Source organism: Streptacidiphilus sp. PAMC 29251 (assembly GCF_054208735.2).
This window is the reverse complement of record NZ_CM135725.2, coordinates 7612026-7629883: the sequence shown is the minus strand read 5'-3', so window position 1 is coordinate 7629883 and position 17858 is coordinate 7612026. Positions and strand designations below refer to the sequence as shown.

At 71.4% G+C, this 17858-nt stretch carries 11 protein-coding genes and 3 pseudogenes; 10 read left to right on the top strand and 4 right to left on the bottom strand.

Annotation, left to right across the window (positions count from 1 at the left end; translation table 11 throughout):
• Positions 1-114 precede the first annotated feature (114 nt).
• Positions 115-1272 (bottom strand): DUF4037 domain-containing protein, encoded by a 1158-nt coding sequence (locus ACXKR8_RS36075; protein ID WP_458268754.1) that lies wholly within the window; start codon positions 1270-1272, stop codon positions 115-117.
• A gap of 331 nt (positions 1273-1603) precedes the next feature.
• Between ACXKR8_RS36075 and ACXKR8_RS36070 the strand changes: the two genes are divergently transcribed.
• From ACXKR8_RS36070 to pssA, 9 genes and pseudogenes are all read left to right on the top strand, one after another.
• Positions 1604-3430, top strand: a complete 1827-nt coding sequence (locus tag ACXKR8_RS36070) for a 3-hydroxyacyl-CoA dehydrogenase family protein (protein ID WP_462099963.1) — start codon at positions 1604-1606, stop codon at positions 3428-3430.
• A gap of 41 nt (positions 3431-3471) precedes the next feature.
• Entirely contained in the window at positions 3472-4368 is an 897-nt protein-coding gene (locus ACXKR8_RS36065; RefSeq protein ID WP_458268752.1) for a TetR family transcriptional regulator, read from the top strand.
• 403 nt (positions 4369-4771) lie between these two features.
• A complete protein-coding gene (gene ccrA / locus ACXKR8_RS36060) occupies positions 4772-6127 on the top strand; it encodes a crotonyl-CoA carboxylase/reductase (RefSeq protein WP_458275179.1) in 1356 nt (451 codons plus the stop codon).
• A 5-nt stretch (positions 6128-6132) separates the two neighbouring features.
• A pseudogene (locus ACXKR8_RS36055) lies at positions 6133-8189 on the top strand (protein meaA).
• A complete protein-coding gene (locus ACXKR8_RS36050; RefSeq protein WP_458268750.1) occupies positions 8186-9160 on the top strand; it encodes an HpcH/HpaI aldolase/citrate lyase family protein in 975 nt (324 codons plus the stop codon). Before ACXKR8_RS36055 ends, ACXKR8_RS36050 begins: the two are co-directional and overlap by 4 nt.
• Positions 9161-9165: 5 nt before the next feature.
• Positions 9166-9670: pseudogene (locus ACXKR8_RS36045) on the top strand (MaoC family dehydratase).
• A 115-nt stretch (positions 9671-9785) separates the two neighbouring features.
• Positions 9786-10997 carry an acyl-CoA dehydrogenase family protein gene (locus tag ACXKR8_RS36040; protein WP_458268748.1) on the top strand — a complete coding sequence of 404 codons (1212 nt, stop codon included), beginning with the start codon at positions 9786-9788 and terminating at the stop codon, positions 10995-10997.
• 441 nt (positions 10998-11438) lie between these two features.
• A complete protein-coding gene (locus tag ACXKR8_RS36035; protein ID WP_458268747.1) occupies positions 11439-12092 on the top strand; it encodes a phosphatidylserine decarboxylase in 654 nt (217 codons plus the stop codon).
• Complete coding sequence (pssA, locus tag ACXKR8_RS36030; protein WP_458268746.1) at positions 12079-12948, top strand: CDP-diacylglycerol--serine O-phosphatidyltransferase; 870 nt, start codon at positions 12079-12081, stop codon at positions 12946-12948. Before ACXKR8_RS36035 ends, pssA begins: the two co-directional genes overlap by 14 nt.
• A gap of 73 nt (positions 12949-13021) precedes the next feature.
• Here the strand turns inward: pssA and ACXKR8_RS36025 are convergent, their stop codons facing one another.
• On the bottom strand, positions 13022-14527 hold the full coding sequence (locus ACXKR8_RS36025) for an MFS transporter (protein WP_462100712.1): 1506 nt from the start codon (positions 14525-14527) through the stop codon (positions 13022-13024).
• A gap of 199 nt (positions 14528-14726) precedes the next feature.
• Here ACXKR8_RS36025 and ACXKR8_RS36020 point away from each other — a divergent pair, with 199 nt between their 5' ends.
• A complete protein-coding gene (locus ACXKR8_RS36020) occupies positions 14727-15740 on the top strand; it encodes an Lrp/AsnC family transcriptional regulator (protein ID WP_458268744.1) in 1014 nt (337 codons plus the stop codon).
• Positions 15741-15944: 204 nt separating this feature from the next.
• Here ACXKR8_RS36020 and ACXKR8_RS36015 read toward each other — a convergent pair.
• Together ACXKR8_RS36015 and ACXKR8_RS36010 are read right to left on the bottom strand one after the other, a co-directional pair.
• Positions 15945-16127: pseudogene (locus ACXKR8_RS36015) on the bottom strand (MarR family winged helix-turn-helix transcriptional regulator); the annotation flags it as partial.
• A 168-nt stretch (positions 16128-16295) separates the two neighbouring features.
• Positions 16296-17831, bottom strand: a complete 1536-nt coding sequence (locus tag ACXKR8_RS36010) for a hypothetical protein (RefSeq protein ID WP_458268742.1) — start codon at positions 17829-17831, stop codon at positions 16296-16298.
• Between the last annotated feature and the right edge of the window lie 27 nt (positions 17832-17858).

Sequence of the window (17858 nt, the reverse complement as noted above, 5' to 3'; positions counted from 1 at the left end):
CCTCCGCCCGCGTAGTTGGCCGCTTTGCGTCGGAGACGCGAGACGGCGCGGAGCCGCCCCGCTGACAAGGCCGACCCCACCCAGGCACGCCGCGCCAGCACACCCCCCCCGCGGCTACACCCCCCGAACCCCCAGCGCCGCCGCGACCAGCGCCCGGCAGCGTGCGACGTCGGCCAAGGCGTCCGTCCCGTCGGCGAACTGGTCGACCGCGCCCAAGCGCGGGAGCGCGCCGACCGCCGGGTCGGTGATGGCTGAGGCCAGGGCGACCGTGAAGCGGTTGGCGTCGACCACGGGGAACGGGCGGTCGAAGTAGGGGCGCATCGAGGGGTCGACCGGCGCGCAGATCTCCAGCCGGTTCTGCCACTCGCCGGCCAGGCTGCAGGCCTCCACCACGCCCAGCTGCCGGTCCGCCGCGCCGTCCGCGGCAAGCGCAGCGCCCAGCGCTTCGGCGATCGGGGCCGCCTCCGGGAACTCCGCCTCCGGAAGCCGGGCCAAGGCCGTGCCGAGCCACTTGCTGTACGGGGCGTAGCGGCGGGCCAGCAGCAGGCAGAGCCGGATGACCTCGCGGGCGAGCCGCGCGGCGACCACCCGGCTGCCGAGATCGTCGCCGACCTCGGCGGTGCGGCCGACGAAGGCCTCCTCCTGGGCGATCCGCAGCCACTGCGCGGCGAGGAGGTAGCGCCAGACGTCGTCCGGATACCAGGCGAGGGCCGTCCGCGCGGCAGTGAGCCGGCCGAGGCCGTCGTGGTAGACGGCGCCCGCGGTGGCTTCGAGCAGCCGCTGGCCGGGAGTGGCGAGCCAGTCGAGCAGGCCGACCCCAGCAGTGACCCCGACCCCAGCCCCGGTCCCCGCCCCGGCCCCGGGGTCGAAGCCGAGGCAGCCGGTGAGCCAGTCCCCCGTCTCGGCGATGGCGACCCGGTGGTCCACTGGTCCTGCCGTGGTCGGCGTCATCACCCGGACCCGCGCCCCCGGCGGGGCGAAGTGGGTGGGCCAGCCGCGGACCGAGGTGGGCAGCCGCGCGGAGAGCAGCGCACTGATGGCCGCGCCGTGCCGGGCCAGATCCTCCGCGCCGAGGAAGAGCTGGAGCTGCGGGCCCCACTCGTGGTCGGGCGAGCGCTCGGTGTCGAAGCCCAGCACCTCCGACCCGCCGCCGATCCGGGCCGCGGTGTGCGGCAGGCCTGGGTACTCGGCGTCCAGCAGCGGCCGGACCGCCTCGGTGTAGAAGAGTCCGCAGAGTTCCAGGCCGGGCAGGAAGGCCCCTGTTGTCGACATGTGATCGAACGTAGTACCGGTCGGGCTCAAAAAGCCCGTGGATTTCCGGCGCCCCTTCCGACACTCCCTCCGACACTCCCTCCGACCCCCCTTCCTACCTGCGGGTAGGGCGGGTATGGTGACCCAACCACCCAGTCCGCGTCGGGAGCCGCAGCGACGGGTTGGTTTTGTTCCCCCCTTTTGCCACTGGCCTGGCGACGCATCGTCCACCCTGCCGAGGCGTACGTTTCACACGGTGACCTCAGTCGCGCCGTGTCACTCCCCTCATCTCATCTGCCGCGTGACCGTCCGAGCACAGTGACGGGCGCGGCGCTCCCCGAGGAGTTCCTCCGTGAACGATCAGACTGAGCAAACCCCTGCCACAGAACCCGCCCCCGACGCCCCCACCTCCCCCTTCCCCGTCGTCGCCGTGGTCGGCCTGGGCACCATGGGCGCCGGTATCGCCGAGATCACCGCGCGCAGCGGACGCCGGGTGATCGGCATCGAGCTGGACGCCGCCGCCGCCGAAGCGGCCCTGCGGCGGATCGAGGAGTCGACCGCGCACTCCGTCGAGCGGGCCAGGATCACCGCCGAGGAGCGCACCGCGCTGCTGGCGCGGATCGATTACGTCACCCACGACCTGGCCGCCGCCGCCGAGGCGCAGCTGGTGATCGAGGAGATCCCGGAGCAGCTGGAGCTGAAGCGGGAGCTGTTCGCCGAGCTGGACCGGATCTGCCCGGCCGGAACCGTCCTGGCCACCGGCACCACCGCGCTGTCGGTGACCAGGATCGCGGCGGCGACCCAGCGCCCGGAGCGGGTGGTCGGGCTGCACTTCTTCAACCCGGCCCCGGTGATGGAGCTGGTCGAGGTCGTCCGCACGGTGCTGACCAGCACCGATGTGGCCGAGGCCGCCGCCGGGTTCAGTCGCAGCCTGGGCAAGTCGCCGGTGCTGGCGGGCGACCGGGCCGGCTTCATCGTGAACGGGCTGCTGTTCGCCTACCTCAACCAGGCCGCCGCGATGTTCGAGTCGCGCTATGCCACCCGCGAGGACATCGACGCGGCGATGCGGTTCGGCTGCGGGCTGCCGATGGGACCGCTGGCGCTGCTGGACCTGATCGGCGTGGACACCGCGAAGACCGTCCTGGAGGCGATGTACGAGCAGTCGCACGACCGGCTGCACGCCCCGGCCCCGATCCTGGGGCAGCTCGCGGCGGCCGGGCTGCTGGGACGCAAGACCGGGCGCGGCTTCTACACCTACGCGGCCCCGGGTTCCTCGCAGGTCGTCGCGGAGCAGCAGGTCACGCGGCCCGGGCCGGTCGGACGGGACGTCCGCAGCGTCGGGGTGTGCGGCTCGGGGACGATGGCGACCGGCATCGCCGAGGTGTTCGCCAAGGCCGGCTACCAGGTCACCCTGGTCGCCCGTAGCCAGGAGAAGGCGGACCGGGCCCTGGCCGGGCTGGCGAAGTCGCTGGCCCGCATGGTCGACAAGGGCCGGCTGAGCGGGGCGGACCGGGACGCGGCGCTGGCGCGGGTCACCCCGTCCGGCTCGCTGGAGGCGCTGGCGGACGCGGATCTGGTGCTGGAGGCGGTGGCCGAGGATCTGGCGGTGAAGCGCGAGCTGTTCGCGACGCTGGACAAGATCTGCCGCCCCGGCGCGGTGCTGGCGACCACCACGTCCAGCCTGCCGGTGATCCAGTGCGCGACGGCGACCGGCCGGCCGCGCGACGTGGTCGGGATGCACTTCTTCAACCCGGCGCCGGCGATGCGGCTGGTCGAGGTGGTCAGCACGGTGCTGACCGGCGAGGACGTCACGGCGACGGTGCTGGAGGTCTGTGCCAAGGTGCGCAAGCACCCGGTGGAGTGCGGCGACCGGGCCGGGTTCATCGTCAACGCGCTGCTGTTCCCCTACCTCAACGACGCGGTGCGGATGGTCGAGGAGCACTACGCCTCGGTCGACGACGTGGACACCGCGATGCGGCTGGGCTGCGGCTACCCGATGGGCCCGTTCGCACTGCTGGACGTGGTCGGCCTGGATGTGTCGCTGACCATCGAGAAGGTGCTGCACGGCGAGTTCCGCGAGCCGGGGCTGGCTCCGGCCCCGCTGCTGGAGCACCTGGTGGCGGCCGGCTGCCTGGGTCGCAAGACCGGACGTGGCTTCCGCGACCACGCACGCAGGTGACCGCGCCCGTACGGCCCCGGTCGGCGTGTAGCGTTCGCGTCATGAGCGGGGCAGACACACAGGCCACACCAGCGGTACCGGCCGAGCAGGCCAACGGGAGTCCGCGCAAGGTCACGGCGCAGCGGCAGCAGATGCGCCAGGACCTGGCGGCGGCGGCGATGGAGCTGTTCGCCAACCAGGGCTACGAGGAGACGACGGTCGATCAGATCGCCGCGGCAGCGGGCGTGGCCCGGCGTACCTTCTTCCGCTACTTCCGGTCCAAGGAGGAGGCGATCTTCCCGGACCACGACGACACCCTGATCCGGGTGGCGGACCTGCTGGCCGGGGCGGATCCGGCCGAGCACCCGCTGGACGTGGTGTGCCAGGGGATCAAGGAGGTGCTGCGGATGTACGCGGCCACCCCCGGCGTCTCGGTGGCCCGCTACCGGCTGATCCGGCAGGTGCCGACGCTGCGCGAGCGCGAGATCGCGGTGGTGGCCCGGTACGAGCGGCTGTTCACCCGCTATCTGCTGGGCCGGTTCGACACGGCCGGGCAGAGCTCGGGCGGCTGGGAGCGGGGCGTCGGCGACGACGCGATGCTGGCGGAGGTGTCCGCGGCGGCCGTGGTCGCGGCGCACAACCACGTGCTGCGGCGCTGGCTGCGCTCGGGCGGCGGGGGCGATGTGGAGCCCCAGCTGGACCATGCCTTCGAGGTGATCCGGCGGACCTTCTGGGGCGGCGCCTCCCAGGCCCAGCCCCAGGCCCAGACCCAAACCCAGCGGCAGGCACCCCAGGTGGCACGCAGTGCCATCAAGGGCTCGGCGGAAACCCTCGGCAGTGCCGTCGAGAGCGCCGTGAGTGCCACTCCCTCGGGTGAGGTGCTGATCACCGTGGCCCGTACCGACGCCCCGCTGGACGAGGTGCTGCAGAGCATCAAGCTCGCCCTGGGCGCCCGCTAGCGGCGTAAACACTGGTCAAGAGCACAGCCAAAGGCGAACAGACAGGCCCATCCCGGCGCGTCGGGGTGGGCCTGCGTGCTTCTCGGGGTAGATGTTGCGACGTGATGACGCTCACGTGTCTCCCGGCGAAAATCATGGCACGCAGTGTCTTTACGAGTGGCACGGCGTGCCAGTACGTTGTTACCCACTGGTCGCGGCGCCGCGGCTCCCCACCCTGGCGCGCCATGCCCAGGGCCCGCGCGACACCCCTGCGCGAGCGGTTCGGCCCCGCATTACTCCATGCGACTGAAGCGCCACCCCCCTTCCCGTCCACACACCGGTGTCCGTGCCCGGTGCCCCCCATCAGACATCCCCGCACCCCTCAGCGGGGAAGCCGTCGGAGGCAGCCATGAAGGCCCCAGCGATGAAGAGCATCCTCGAAGCGATCACCAGCGGGGAGGCGAGCCCGGCCGATTTCGCCGCGCTCCCCGTCCCCGAGTCCTACCGGGCGGTCACGCTCCACAAGGACGAAGAGCAGATGTTCGCCGGCCTGGACAGTCGTGACAAGGACCCCCGCAAGTCGCTGCACCTGGACGAGGTCGCCGTGCCGGAACTCGGTCCGGGCGAGGCCCTGGTCGCGGTGATGGCCAGCGCGGTCAACTACAACACCGTGTGGAGCTCGATCTACGAGCCGGTCTCGACCTTCTCGTTCCTGGAGCGCTACGGGAAGCTGTCGCCGGAGTCCGCGCGGCACAACCTGCCGTACCACGTGCTGGGTTCGGACCTGGCCGGCGTGGTCCTGCGGACCGGCCCCGGGGTGCACGCCTGGAAGCCCGGCGACGAGGTCGTCGCGCACTGCCTGAGCGTGGAGCTGGAGAGCTCGGACGGCCACAACGACACGATGATGGACCCGGAGCAGCGGATCTGGGGCTTCGAGACCAACTTCGGCGGCCTGGCCGAGATCGCCCTGGTCAAGTCCAACCAGCTGATGCCCAAGCCGGCCCACCTCACCTGGGAGGAGGCCGCCTCGCCGGGGCTGGTGAACTCCACCGCCTACCGGCAGCTGGTCTCCCGCAACGGGGCCGGCATGAAGCAGGGCGACAACGTGCTGATCTGGGGCGCCAGCGGCGGCCTCGGCTCGTACGCGACCCAGTACGCGCTGGCCGGCGGTGCGACGCCGATCTGTGTGGTCTCCAACGACGCCAAGGCCGACATCTGCCGGGCGATGGGCGCCGAGGCGATCATCGACCGCAGCGCCGAGGGCTACAAGTTCTGGAAGGACGAGAACAACCAGGACCCGCGCGAGTGGAAGCGGCTCGGCGGCCGGATCCGCGAGCTGACCGGCGGCGAGGACGTCGACATCGTCTTCGAGCACCCGGGCCGGGAGACCTTCGGCGCCAGCGTCTACGTCACCCGCAAGGGCGGCACCATCGTCACCTGTGCCTCGACCAGCGGCTACATGCACCAGTACGACAACCGCTACCTCTGGATGTCGCTGAAGCGCATCGTCGGCTCGCACTTCGCCAACTACCGCGAGGCGTGGGAGGCGAACCGGCTGATCGCCAAGGGGAAGATCCACCCCACCCTGTCGAAGACGTACCGCCTGGAGGAGTCCGGCCAGGCCGCGCTGGACGTGCACCACAACCTGCACCAGGGCAAGGTCGGCGTGCTCTGCCTTGCCCCCACCGAGGGCCTGGGCGTCCGCGACCACGAGCTCCGGGCGAAGCACCTGCTCGCCATCAACCGCTTCAGTTCGATCGAGCAGAACCGGGGCGAGTAGACACCATGACCCAGCGAGACCGCCCCTGGCTGATGCGGACGTACGCCGGACACTCGTCCGCCACCGCGTCCAACGCGCTCTACCGGAAGAACCTGGCCAAGGGCCAGACCGGCCTCTCGGTCGCCTTCGACCTGCCGACGCAGACCGGCTACGACCCCGACCACGTGCTGGCCAAGGGCGAGGTCGGCCGGGTCGGCGTCCCGGTCAGCCACCTCGGCGACATGCGGGCCCTGTTCGACGGCATCCCGCTGGAGCGCACCAACACCTCCATGACGATCAACGCCACGGCCATGTGGCTGCTGGCGATGTACCAGGTCGTCGCGGAGGAGCAGGGTGCGGACATCGCCAAGCTCACCGGCACCACCCAGAACGACATCATCAAGGAGTACCTGTCCCGCGGGACGCACGTCTTCCCGCCCGGGCCCAGCATCCGGCTGACCACGGACATGATCGCCTACACCGTGGCGAACATCCCCAAGTGGAACCCGATCAACATCTGCAGCTACCACCTGCAGGAGGCCGGGGCCACCCCGGTACAGGAGCTGGCCTTCGCGATGTGCACCGCGATAGCGGTGCTGGACGCGGTGCGCGACGGCGGGCAGGTGGCGCCGGAGCAGATGGGCGAGGTCGTCGCCCGGATCTCCTTCTTCGTCAACGCCGGCGTCCGCTTCGTCGAGGAGATGTGCAAGCTCCGGGCCTTCGGCCGGATCTGGGACACCGTCACCCGCGAGCGCTACGGCATCACGGACGCCAAGCAGCGACGGTTCCGCTACGGCGTCCAGGTCAACTCGCTGGGGCTGACCGAGGCGCAGCCGGAGAACAACGTCCAGCGGATCGTGCTGGAGATGCTGGCGGTCACCCTCTCCAAGGACGCCCGGGCCCGCGCGGTGCAAACTGCCGGCCTGGAACGAGGCGCTGGGGCTGCCCCGGCCCTGGGACCAGCAGTGGTCGCTGCGGATCCAGCAGGTGCTGGCCTACGAGTCGGACCTGCTGGAGTACGGCGACCTGTTCGACGGCAGCCATGTGGTCGAGGCCAAGGTGCAGGAGCTGGTGGCCGGGGCCGAGGCGGAGATCGAGAAGGTGCTCGGGATGGGCGGGGTCACCCCCGCCGTGGAGACCGGGTACCTCAAGGCCGCCCTGGTCGGCTCGCACGCCGAGCGCCGGGCCCGGATCGAGTCCGGCGAGGACAAGGTGATCGGGGTCAACTGCTTCGAGACCACCGAGCCCAGCCCGCTCACCGCCGACCTGGACACCGCGATCATGCAGGTGGACCCGGACTCGGAGCGGGCCGTCGTGGACGCCTTCGCCGACTGGCGCAAGGAGCGGGACGAGGACGCCGCGCAGGCGGCGATCGCCGAGCTCAAGCGCCAGGCGGCCACCGAGGCCAACCTGATGCCGGCCACCCTGGACTGCGTCCGGGCCGGGGTCACCACCGGGGAGTGGTCCTTCGCCCTGCGCGACGTGTTCGGCGAGTACCGGGCCCCGACCGGGGTCGGCGGCGCGCCGATCACCGGCACCCTGGAGGGCGAGAGCGGCGCGGAGCTGCTCGCCGTCCGCCGGGCCGTCAGCGGCACCGCCGAGGAGATCGGCGCCGGCAAGCTGCGGCTGCTGGTCGGCAAGCCCGGCCTGGACGGCCATTTCCAACGGCGCCGAGCAGATCGCGGTACGGGCCCGCGACGCCGGGTTCGAGGTGGTCTACCAGGGCATCAGGCTCACCCCCGAGCAGATCACCTCTGCGGCCGTGGCCGAGGACGTGCACTGCGTCGGCCTGTCCATCCTCTCCGGCGCGCACGCCGAGCTGGTCCCCGACGTGCTGCGGCGGCTGCGCCGGGCCGGGGTCGAGGACGTGCCGGTGATCGTCGGCGGGATCATCCCGGCGGCGGACGAGCAGGAGCTGCTGGCGCAGGGCGTCGCGGCCGTGTTCACTCCCAAGGACTTCGGCATCACCCACATCATCGGCCGTATCGTCGACGAGATCCGTCGCGCGCACGGACTGCCGCCCTTCTCGGACCGCACCCCGGACTACAGCCCGGACCTCAAGGAAGAGACCCCCGCTTCATGACTGCCAACGACTCGACCGCCGGCCGGCTCCGCCCCCGCCGCTCCTGCCTCGCCGTACCCGGAAGCAACCCGCGCTTCCTGGAGAAGGCCCAGGGACTGCCCGCCGACCAGGTGTTCCTGGACCTGGAGGACGCCTGCGCCCCGCTCGCCAAGGAGGGGGCCCGGCACACCATCGTGGACGCGCTGAACCAGGGCGACTGGTCCGGCAAGACCCGGGTGGTCCGGGTCAACGACTGGACCACCCACTGGACCTACCGCGACGTGGTCACCGTCGTCGAGGGCGCCGGCCAGAACCTGGACTGCATCATGCTGCCCAAGGTCCAGGACGCCCAGCAGATCGTCGCGCTGGACCTGCTGCTCACCCAGATCGAGAAGACCATGGGCTTCGAGGTCGGAAAGATCGGCATCGAGGCGCAGATCGAGAACGCCAAGGGCCTGGTCAACGTGGACGCCATCGCCGGCGCCTCGCCCCGCATGGAGACCATCGTCTTCGGGCCGGCCGACTTCATGGCCTCCATCAACATGAAGACCCTGGTCGTCGGCGAGCAGCCGCCCGGCTACGGTGCGGACGCGTACCACTACATCCTGATGCGCATCCTGATGGCCGCCCGGATGCACGACCTGCAGGCGATCGACGGCCCGTACCTGCAGATCCGCAACGTCGACGGCTACCGCGAGGTCGCCGGGCGCTCGGCGGCGCTGGGCTTCGACGGCAAGTGGGTGCTGCACCCCGGCCAGGTCGACGCCGCCAACGAGGTCTACTCCCCCAGCCAGGAGGACTACGACCACGCCGAGCTGATCCTGGACGCGTACGACTACTGCACCTCCGAGGCCGGCGGCCGCAAGGGCTCGGCGATGCTCGGCGACGAGATGATCGACGAGGCCAGCCGGAAGATGGCGCTGGTCGTCTCCGGGAAGGGCCGCGCGGCGGGGCTGCAGCGGACTTCGAAGTTCGAGATCCCGGAGGCGTGATTCAGATGCAGTTCGGACGCACCTATGAGGAGTTCGAGGTCGGCGCGGTCTACAAGCACTGGCCCGGAAAGACGGTCACCGAGTACGACGACCACCTCTTCTGCCTGCTGACCATGAAACCACCACCCGCTGCACCTCGACAGCAACTACGCCGGGAAGACCACGGACTTCGGGCAGAACGTGGTGGTCGGCAACTACATCTACTCGCTGCTGCTGGGGATGTCCGTGCCGGACGTCTCCGGCAAGGCCATCGCCAACCTGGAGGTCGAGTCGCTGAAGCACATCGCGCCGACGTTCCACGGCGACACCATCTACGGCGAGACCCTGGTGCTGGGCAAGACGCCGTCGAAGTCCAAGTCGGACCGGGGGATCGTCCACGTCGAGACCAAGGGCTACAAGCAGGACGGCACGGTCGTGTGTGTCTTCCGGCGCAAGGTGATGGTCCCGACCGAGACCTACATCAAGGAACGGGGCGGGGAGCAGCCGGGCCGGCCCGAGCCCCTGAGCTGACCCGCTGGGCGTTCCGTGCCCCCTCGTACCAGGTGCCCTGCGGCTACTGCCACAGCCGCGGGGCACCTTCCTCCCCTTAAATAATTCAGGCCCTCAGATACTTCAGGAGCCAGCCATGGGACGCCTCGCCCAGACCGACGGCCTCACCGAGATCCAGCAGGACATCCTCGCCACGGTTCGGAGCTTTGTCGACAAGGAGATCATTCCGGTCGCCACCGAGCTCGAGCACAAGGACGAGTACCCCGCCGACATCGTCGAGGGGATGAAGGAGATGGGCCTGTTCGGGCTCATGATCCCGGAGGAGTACGGCGGTCTCGGCGAGTCGCTGCTGACCTACGCCCTGGTGGTGGAGGAGATCGCCCGTGGCTGGATGTCGGTGTCCGGCATCGTCAACACCCACTTCATCGTGGCCTACATGATCGCCCAGCACGGGACCCAGGCGCAGAAGGACCACTTCCTGCCGCGGATGGCCACCGGCGAGGTCCGTGGCGCGTTCTCGATGTCCGAGCCGGGCCTCGGCTCGGACGTGTCCGCGATCCGCACCAAGGCGGTCAGGGACGGCGAGGACTACGTCATCAACGGCCAGAAGATGTGGCTGACCAACGGCGGCACCTCCACCCTGGTCGCGGTGCTCTGCAAGACCGACGAGGGCCAGCCCGAGGACGCGCCGGCGCACCGGTCGATGACGACCTTCCTGATCGAGAAGACCCCCGGTTTCGGCCCCAACCCGACCGTGCCGGGGCTGACCATCCCCGGCAAGATCGAGAAGATGGGCTACAAGGGCGTCGACACCACCGAGATGATCCTGGAGGACGTCCGGATCCCGGCGGACATGGTGCTGGGCGGCACCAGCGGCCTCGGCTTCAAGCACATGATGGACGGCGTCGAGGTGGGCCGGGTGAACGTGGCGGCCCGCGGCTGCGGGGTCGCGCACCGGGCGTTCGAGCTGGGCATCCGCTACGCCCAGCAGCGGAGCACCTTCGGCAAGAAGATCGCGGAGCACCAGGCGATCCAGTTCAAGCTGTCCGAGATGGCCACCAAGGTCGAGGCCGCGCACCAGATGATGGTGATGGCCGCCCGCAAGAAGGACTCGGGCCAGCGCAACGACCTGGAGGCGGGGATGGCCAAGTACCTCGCCGCCGAGTACTGCAAGGAGGTCGTCGAGGACTCCTTCCGGATCCACGGCGGCTACGGCTTCTCCAAGGAGTACGAGATCGAGCGGCTCTACCGGGAGGCCCCGATGCTGCTGATCGGCGAGGGCACCGCCGAGATCCAAAAGATGATCATCGGCCGGCGACTGCTCCAGGACTACCGCCTCGGCGAGTGACCGAGGTAAGAACTTCGCAAACCCTGCGGAAGCGCCCCACCAGCGAGATTCGGCCGAAGCGATAAGTTTCGGCCGTTTTTCGCATTTTCCCGACGGGCTACGGAACATCGTGCTGCAAAACCAGCGCATTCCAAGCCCCGAGCGCCCCTTCAGTCCTCCCGCAGACCCTTTCCAAGCCTCTGACCACACCTGAGAGTGTTGTCACCGTTATGCCGAAACCCTTGGCCGCAGGGGGTCGACGGCTCTACGTTCGTAGGAGGGGGCACGGCCGAGGGCCCACTTCCGGTTACCCGGAGGTTGCCTAGTGACCGTCCGCTGCCGATAGCATCCCGGTGGACAGCTACGTCCCCGAACCCCTCGATCACGCGGCCCCTCGCGCGGTCACTTACGCCGGTACCCTCGGCGTCAACCGTTCCCGGGCCCCCGCGACAAAGGTCTTCGATGCCCCTCAGTCCGTCCCACCAATCCGCGAGCCGTCCCCGTGTCACCTTGGCACGCGGAGCCTCGCCCTGGCTTGTTCCCACGGTGCTCACCGCGGCCGCCTGTTCCGCCCTCACCCGGCGCAGCGGCAAGTGGGCCCTGGCGGCGGTGCCCGCCACCGCGCTGAGCGCGGGGATGCTCTGGTTCTTCCGCGACCCCGAGCGGACCGTGGGCGAGGGGCGGGTGATCTCCCCCGCCGACGGCGTGGTGCAGAGCATCGACGCCTGGCCCGACGGCCGTACCCGGGTGGCGATCTTCATGAGCCCGCTCAATGTGCACGTGAACCGGGCCCCGCTGCCCGGCACGGTCACCTCGGTCGAGCATGTGTCGGGCGGCTTCGTGCCGGCCTTCAACAAGGACAGCGACCGCAACGAGCGGGTGGTGTGGCACTTCGACACCGAGCTCGGCGACATCGAGATGGTCCAGATCGCCGGGGCCGTCGCGCGCCGCATCATCCCGTACCTGCCCGAGGGCACCAAGGTCGAGCAGGGTGAGCGGATCGGCCTGATCCGCTTCGGTTCGCGGGTCGACACCTACCTCCCCGCGGGCGTCGAGCCCGGCGTGGAGGTCGGTCAGAAGACCACGGCTGGGGTGACTCGTCTTGACCGTGACTGATCCTGAGACCGTGCAGGAGGACGAGGACGACCGGGACGGCAGCGCCCGTCGGCTGCGCTGGGCGCGCGACCGCGAGATGCGCTCCCCCCGTTCGCCGCAGCAGCTGTCCACCGCGGACATGTTCACGCTGGGCAACGCCATCTGCGGCTTCCTGGCGATCTACTGCACCACCACCGGGGTGCTGATCCCGCACCTCACCGGGGTCGCCACCAACGGCGACCGGCGCAGTGCCGCGACCGCGGTCACGCTGCTGCTCATCGGCTCGATGTTCGACCTGTTCGACGGCCTGGTGGCGCGCAAGCTGCGCTCCTCCGCGCTGGGCGCCGAGCTGGACAACCTCGCCGACCTGATCAGCTTCGGCATCGCCCCGGCCTACTTCGTCGTGGTCTGGGGCATGGTCGCGGGCGGCACCCACCAGCAGGTGGCGGCCGGAATCGCGATCATGGTGCTGCTCGCGGTCGTGCTGCGGCTCGCGCGCTTCTCCTGCACCACGATGCGCCCCGGCGTGTTCCAGGGCATGCCCTGCCCGATGGGCGCCCTCACGGTGATCTCCATCGTGCTGCTCAACCCGCCCTTCGTGCTCGCCGTGGTCGGCATCGTCCTGGTCGCCGCGCTCATGGTGAGCCGGGTCGAGTACCCCAAGCCGCACGGTGCGCTCGCCACGGCGACGCTCTGCTGGATCGTGGTCAGCATGGGCTGCCTCGCCGCCTGGGCGACCGGCGTGCCCGGCGGGGCGATGCTGCTGAAGGTCGGCGCGACCCTGCAGGTCACCCTGGCGCTGATGGCGCCGCTGATGGTGCTCCGCCGCAAGGTCGGCGACGTCCGCGCCCGGCGCGCGGAGTCCCGCGCGAGCTGAAACCGGTTGAACGTAGGACGAAGCCCCCGTGACCTGATCGAGGTCGCGGGGGCTTCGTCGTAGCCGGGGCCGGTCAGTGCGCCGCCGAGGTCTCCGGGGCGGCCGAGGCCGACGACGGGGCCGGGGCGGCCGGCTTCTCCCAGGGCGCCGGCTCGCCGCGGCGGACCAGCGCGAAGACGATCAGCCCGGCCACCACGCCGGTGACCCCGGCGATCAGGTAGACCCGGTCCAGACCGGCCGCGAAGGCCCCGTGCACCAGCTGGTGCACGGCCGCCTGCTGGTCGGCGGGGACGGCGCCCAGCACGGCCTGGGCCCGGCCGCCGCTGAGGGCGGAGGAGACGCCGTGTGGGTCGGCCAGGTGGCTGTTGCCCGCCACGTAGTCCTGGACCCGGTTGGCGAACACCGTGCCGAGGACGGCGATGCCCAGGGCGTAGCCGAGCTGGCGGCCGGTGTTGACCGCGCCGCTGGCCATGCCGACCCGCTCCCGGGGGACGGTGGCCAGGGCCGCCGACATCATCACCGGGGTGGCCATGCCGACGCCGAGGCCGCTGACGATCATGCCCGGCAGCACCGCGGTCCAGGAGGAGTCGGCCGAGACCATGGTCATCAGCAGCACCCCGGCGCCGATCAGCACCAGGCCGATGCCGATCGGGACCTGCGGGGCCGACTTTCCGAACAGCCGACCGCTGTTTCCAGCCACCACGAAGGCGGCCAGGGCCAGCGGGCAGCAGGCCAGACCGGCCTGGATCGGGCTGAGGTCGAGCACCGACTGCAGCCAGATCGAGGTGTAGGTCAGATGGGCGAAGGCGGCGGCGTTGAGCAGCAGCGCGGAGGCGGTCAGGCCGACGAAGCTGCGGTTGCGCAGCAGGCCCAGGTCCAGCAGCGGGTTCGCGCTGCGCAGCTCCGCCAGCACGAAGGCCAGCAGGGCGACCACCGCCAGGCCGAGCGAGACCAGCACGGTGGCGCTGCCCCAGCCCTTGTCGGCGCTCTCGATCAGGCCGTAGACCAGCGCGCCGGAGAAGACCGTGAAGGTGACCGCACCGGGGTAGTCGAGCCGTCCGGTGGCGCGGCCCTGCTCGGCCCTGAGGTAGCGGACGGTCATCCAGAGCGCGGCCGCCGCGATCGGCAGGTTGACGAAGAAGATCGCACGCCAGTCGATCTGGTCGGTGAGCAGTCCGCCGAGGACCGGTCCCACCGCCGCCGCGCCGCCGCTGACCGCGCCCCAGATGCCGAAGGCGGTGCCGCGGTCGCGGCCCTGGTAGGCCGCGTTGAGCAGCGAGGTGGTGGAGGTCAGCATGGCCGCGCCGCCGATGCCCTGCGCGGCGCGGGCGGCGATCAGCGTCCCGGCGTTGGGGGCGAGGCCGCAGGCCAGCGAGGCGAGGGCGAAGACGACCAGGCCGAACAGGTACAGCCGACGGTGTCCGAGCCGGTCGCCGAGCGCGCCGACCACCATCAGCAGGGCGGCCAGGACCAGCGCGTACATGTCCACCACCCACTGCAGGGAGGTGAACGAGGAGTGCAGGTCGGCGGCCATCTGCGGGAGGGCCACATTCACGATGCTGACGTCCACCAGCAGCATGAAGGTGCCGAGACAGATGGCAATCAGAGGTATCCACTTACGCATGCCACCTACTGGTGGTGCCGCGGCAGGAGTAGTCACAGGAGGGGTCTTTCTGATGGACGGGTGCTTCCTCACCCTGATCCTCCCTCCGCCGGGCTGTTTCCTCGCAGCCGGCGCCCCTGATCCGGTGCATTCCGACATCGCCTAGCCTGGGCTGGTGAAATCCCGCGTGTACGACTCCCTCGACCGGCAGCTGGTGCACGCCCTCCAACTGGACGGACGGGCCCCGTTCAGCCGGGTCGCGCAGGCCCTCGGCGTCTCCGACCAGACCGTCGCCCGCCGCTACAGCCGGCTCCGCGGCGAGGGCGCGCTGCAGGTGCTGGGGCTGACCAATCCGGCGGCGCTGGGCGAGGTGCAGTGGATCATCCGGGTGCAGTGCACCCCGGACGCGGCCTCCTCGGTGGCCGAGGCGCTGGCCCGGCGCGACGACACCGCCTGGGTGAGCCTCACCTCCGGCGGCACCGAGATCAACTGCGTGACCCGGGCCCCGAGCAGCCACACCGGCAACTCCCTGCTGCTGCAACGGCTGCCGCGGACCCCGAGCGTGGTCGGGGTGACCGCCTACTGCGTCCTGCACACCTACTTCGGCGGGGCGATGAGCCTGGTCAACAAGTCGGACACGCTCACCCCCGAGCAGATCGGCCAGCTGCGTCCAGGACCCGACCAGCTGCCCGTGGCGACAGCGGCCGAAGGGTCGGCGGGGGTGCTGGACGAGGCGGACCACCGGATGCTGGCCCTGCTCCAGCGGGACGGCAGGACCGGGCTGGCCGAGCTGGCCGCCGCCAGCGGGCGCTCGCAGAGCTCGGTGCGGCGGCGGATGGCCGATCTGCAGGCGGGCGGGGTGCTGTACTTCGACATCGACTTCGAGCGGCAGATCTTCGACCTGGACAACGCGGTGATGCTGTGGCTCTCGGTCTCGCCGTCCCAGCTGGCGGAGACCGGGCAGGCGCTGGCGGATCATCCCGAGGTGGCCTATGTCTGCGCCACCACCGGGCCGACCAATCTGCACGCCGTGGTGATCTGCTCGGACATCCCGTCCCTGTACGCCTACCTCACCACCAGGATCGCCGCGCTGGACGCGGTCCGGCAGGTGGAGACGGCGCCGGTCCTGCGCCGGGTGAAGGCCGCCGCGTCCCTGCCGTCGGCGCCGACCCGGGCAGGCAAGCCCTAGCCTGCCGGGGCCGCTAGCCCAGCGGGGCAGTGCCTCGCGGGCGTGGAGGCTGAGCTGGTCCAGGCTCTCGAACAGGGCGGCGGCGCGGTCCGGGGCCAGCACCCCGTAGACATGCCGGTCCAGCTCCTCCGCGTGCCGGCGGGCGGCCTCGACCAGCTTGGCCGCGCCGGCCTCGGTGAGGGTGACCACCTGGACCCGTTTGTCCTCCTGCGAGCGGGCCCGCCGGACCAGCCCCGCCTCGATCATGCGGTCGATCAGCCGGGTCGCGCCGCCGCTGGTCAGCACCAGCCGCCGGGAGAGGTCGCCCATCGGCGCGCCCTCCGGCTTGGCCGCGAGCAGCAGCAGCACCTCGAACATCGGGTGGCTGATCCCGCTCTCCCGCTCCATCACCGCGCCCAGCAGCCGTTCCAGCCGACTGGCCGCGGTCAGCACCACCCCGAACCCCTGGATCCGCCCGTCGGCCACCACATCGGCCGCGGTCTCGATCCGCCGGTGCTCAACCGCCGCCATGTCGTGTCCTCCTCAGCCCTGCCACCCACGGTACCCGCCGCCCCCTCAGCGGCCGCCCTCGTGGACGCTGAAGGCGCTGCGGCGGGCCGCGCGGGCGACGCCGGGGTCGGGGTGCGCCGAGGCGACGGCGGCGAGGACCTGGCCCGCCCTGGGGTGGCCGATCCGGCGGGCCAGCGCGAACAGCCGGTTGGGGTCGCCGTCCGCGGCGCCCTGGACGTGGCGGACCAGCATCGCGGTGTCCCCGTGTTCGAGCACGGCCGCGCCGGTGTCCACCCAGAGCCAGGCGGCGTCGTCCCGGTCCAGCACGTCCGAGGGCAGCACCCCCTCGTCGTTCTGCTCGGCGAGCCACAGCAGCGCGTAGGGGCGCAGCATCTGCTCCTCGGTGCAGTCGCGGACGGCGGGCTCGGCCGGGTGCCCGGCGACCCGCAGCGCCTCGAAGGCCAGGCCGCGGAGCAGGGCGTCCTCGCCGCGGGCGACCTCGAGCAGGTCGGCCACGGCGCTCTCGGCCTGACGGGCGGCCAGCCAGGCCCGGTACTCGGCCCGGGCCGGGCCCGGGGAGTACTGGGCGCAGGCGGTCAGCAGCTCCAGCGCGGACTGCTCGATGTGGCCTGCCGCGGTCTGCGCGACCGTGCAGATCTCCTCCAGCTTGGCCCGGACCGCCCAGTGCCCGAGCGGGGTGAGCTCGGCGCAGACCTCCTGCTCCAGGCCCACGTCCCGGCGGACCAGGGCGCCGACGGCGGCGAAGCCCTCCAGCATCCAGTCCAGCACCTCGGCGACCTCGACCGTGCCGGGGGTGAGCGTGAGCGACAGGGCGCTGTCGCCGCGCACCGCGGAGACCGCCCAGGCGGCGTGCGGGACGGGGGCGCCCAGCGCGGGGTGCACGCCGCCGTGCCACTGCTCCTCCAGGCCGCGGCGGAGCAGTTCCAGCAGCTCGGTGAGCGGCACCGGGCCGTCCACCAGGTGCAGGAAGGACAGGAGTTGCGGGGCGTGGTCGACGGCGAGCCCGGCCAGCGAGGTCAGCGCCCGGTCGGGGACCGGGACCAGCAGCGTCCAGGCGTCGAACAGGGCCGCCCAGCCGCGCAGCACCGCCTCGTCCTCGTGCTCCCAGGCATGCAGCCGCCAGCCGGGGCCCGCGCCGCTGCCGCGCAGCTCTACCAGGCCGGTCAGCCTGGCCCGTTCCCAGGAGGCGACGGTGGCGTCACGGGTCATCGCCAGGGCGTGCCCGGCGTCGACGGCGTCGCCCTCCAGCAGGTCGCCCCTGCGGTCGACATTGGGGAGCTCCCCGGCCCAGCGGGCGATCCGCACCGCGTCGGCGAGCAGCCGCCGGGCGAGCGGGGCGAGCTGGGCAGGCCCGGGGAAGCCCGCGGGGGGCGTCCTGCGGGCCGGAGCGCCGGGGCGCTGCGGAGTGCCCGGCGCAGCCGTACGCGGCTGCGGCGGGCGTGCGGCCGAGGGCAGCCGGGTGACCCGTGCGGGCGCACCCTGCGGTCGGCCATCAGGGCCAGGTTGGCCGACCCCGACAGGGTCGGGTCGGCCAGAAATCTCGGATCGGCCAGTACGGTCACGCGAATTCCGGGACGTCACGCCGTGCAGTCTTCCCCGTCCGCAGGG